1 protein-coding gene is annotated in these 1474 nt (G+C 34.9%); it reads right to left on the bottom strand.

Annotated elements, in window-relative coordinates:
• Positions 1–815: 815 nt before the first annotated feature.
• The gene (locus tag EIY84_RS11695) at positions 816–1316 is read right to left on the bottom strand and encodes a hypothetical protein (RefSeq protein WP_122027422.1); all 501 of its coding nucleotides are present in this window, start codon (positions 1314–1316) and stop codon (positions 816–818) included.
• Positions 1317–1474: the final 158 nt, after the last annotated feature.

The raw sequence follows: 1474 nt of genomic DNA on the forward strand, positions 1-1474 counted from the left end.
TAACGCTCCTCAAATATTACGGACAACGGTTTGCGGCTTTGTGAAGTGCGGACTTTGATTATCAAGTATTTATGCAATCTCAACACCAAGCAAAAAGCCATTTTTCTTTTGCTAAAATACAAAAATTAGGAAAAGAAAAAGGCTTTTTGCGAATAATTTATCAAAAATTTCAACGCAAGAGCCCAGCCTCCGCATTTCACAAAACCGTCTGTTGTCCGTAGTATTTTCAATTCGAGGGCGAATTTAACTGGGTTAAATTCAGTTCGAGAAGTTGAAAATCAAGGACGACAAAGAGAAAAGAAGCGTATTTCCAAAGAATTTCAGATTGATAATTTTCGCCAAGTCACTTCAATTTTTCACGCACAAATTCAGGATTCCTCAGCTCGATATTTTAATAATCAGCGCTGTTAAAACGGAATAATTTTCAGCAAGATATTCAGCACAATTTTTCGAAAATCAACAGGATAATTTTCAGCATGAATTTCAGCTCAATTTTTAAAATTTTCACGCAGAAATTATTCGGCATAAAATTTAGAAATCAGAAGGGTAGAGGTCAATAAATTTTCAAATTTGCAAAATCTTCAATTTGATAACGCTCCTCAAATATTACGGACAACGGAAAGGGGCTTTGCGAGGTGCGGGCTACTGCAACCGAAATTTCAAGAGGTGACCGAACGCTAGCAAAAACTTTTTCCATTTTTTAAAATTACGAAAAAACTAAAAAATGGAAAAGTTTTTTGCGGGTATTTTCTAGAATTTCTCTGAGATTTCCTTCAACCCCGCATCTTGCAAAACCCATGTTGTACGCAGTCTCTTTAATCATTCCATGGAATTCTCATGCCTGTTCCTTGACAACCAAAACAAACCCCTCCTTGATAATATTCATATTCTTTTAAAAAACCTGTTCCACCGCAACGCTCGCAAGTTTCAGTTGTTATTTTTTGTGTTAATGAACTATCAAAATAAATTGGTATTTCTTCTGTTTCGTGTACTTTAATATGACATTCTGAACACAAAGTTGTTAATGCGTCTTCATACTCCCAAGGTAATAAATTTCTAATGTAATATTTATGATGAATCTCTAATAGTTTTCGAGTTTCCTCTAAAGTCGATTCATCATTAATTTTTCTTCCCCATAATTTTTGGCTACCAGAAAAAAAAGGTCCAAATGATTTTGAGGATCCACATTCAGTGCATTTTTCTTGGTCTTTTTCCAAAATTTCCATTCTTTTCAGTTTCCATTCATCTAATGCAAGTAAATCTGCATATGTAATTTCATATTTACTTTTTACAACTAAAAGTTCTTCGTAATTCATTCTTTATTAGTGTTTTGTAGTGAGATTGCGTACAACGGTCGGCGGCTTTGCGTTCGGGCGGGATTTTCACCACAAAATTTCACTCGAAGCTGACACCTTAGAATTAGTAAAAAATGTTCAATCGAAGCCATTTACCCCGCCTGACGCAAAACCGTTTG

It is taken from the genome of Amniculibacterium aquaticum, from assembly GCF_003852705.1.
Classification (GTDB): domain Bacteria; phylum Bacteroidota; class Bacteroidia; order Flavobacteriales; family Weeksellaceae; genus Amniculibacterium; species Amniculibacterium aquaticum.

What these genes read in the sequence shown, in the direction of transcription:
- EIY84_RS11695 (WP_122027422.1), bottom strand. Translation starts at nt 1,316, where the DNA reads ATGAATTACGAAGAACTTTTAGTTGTAAAAAGTAAATATGAAATTACA.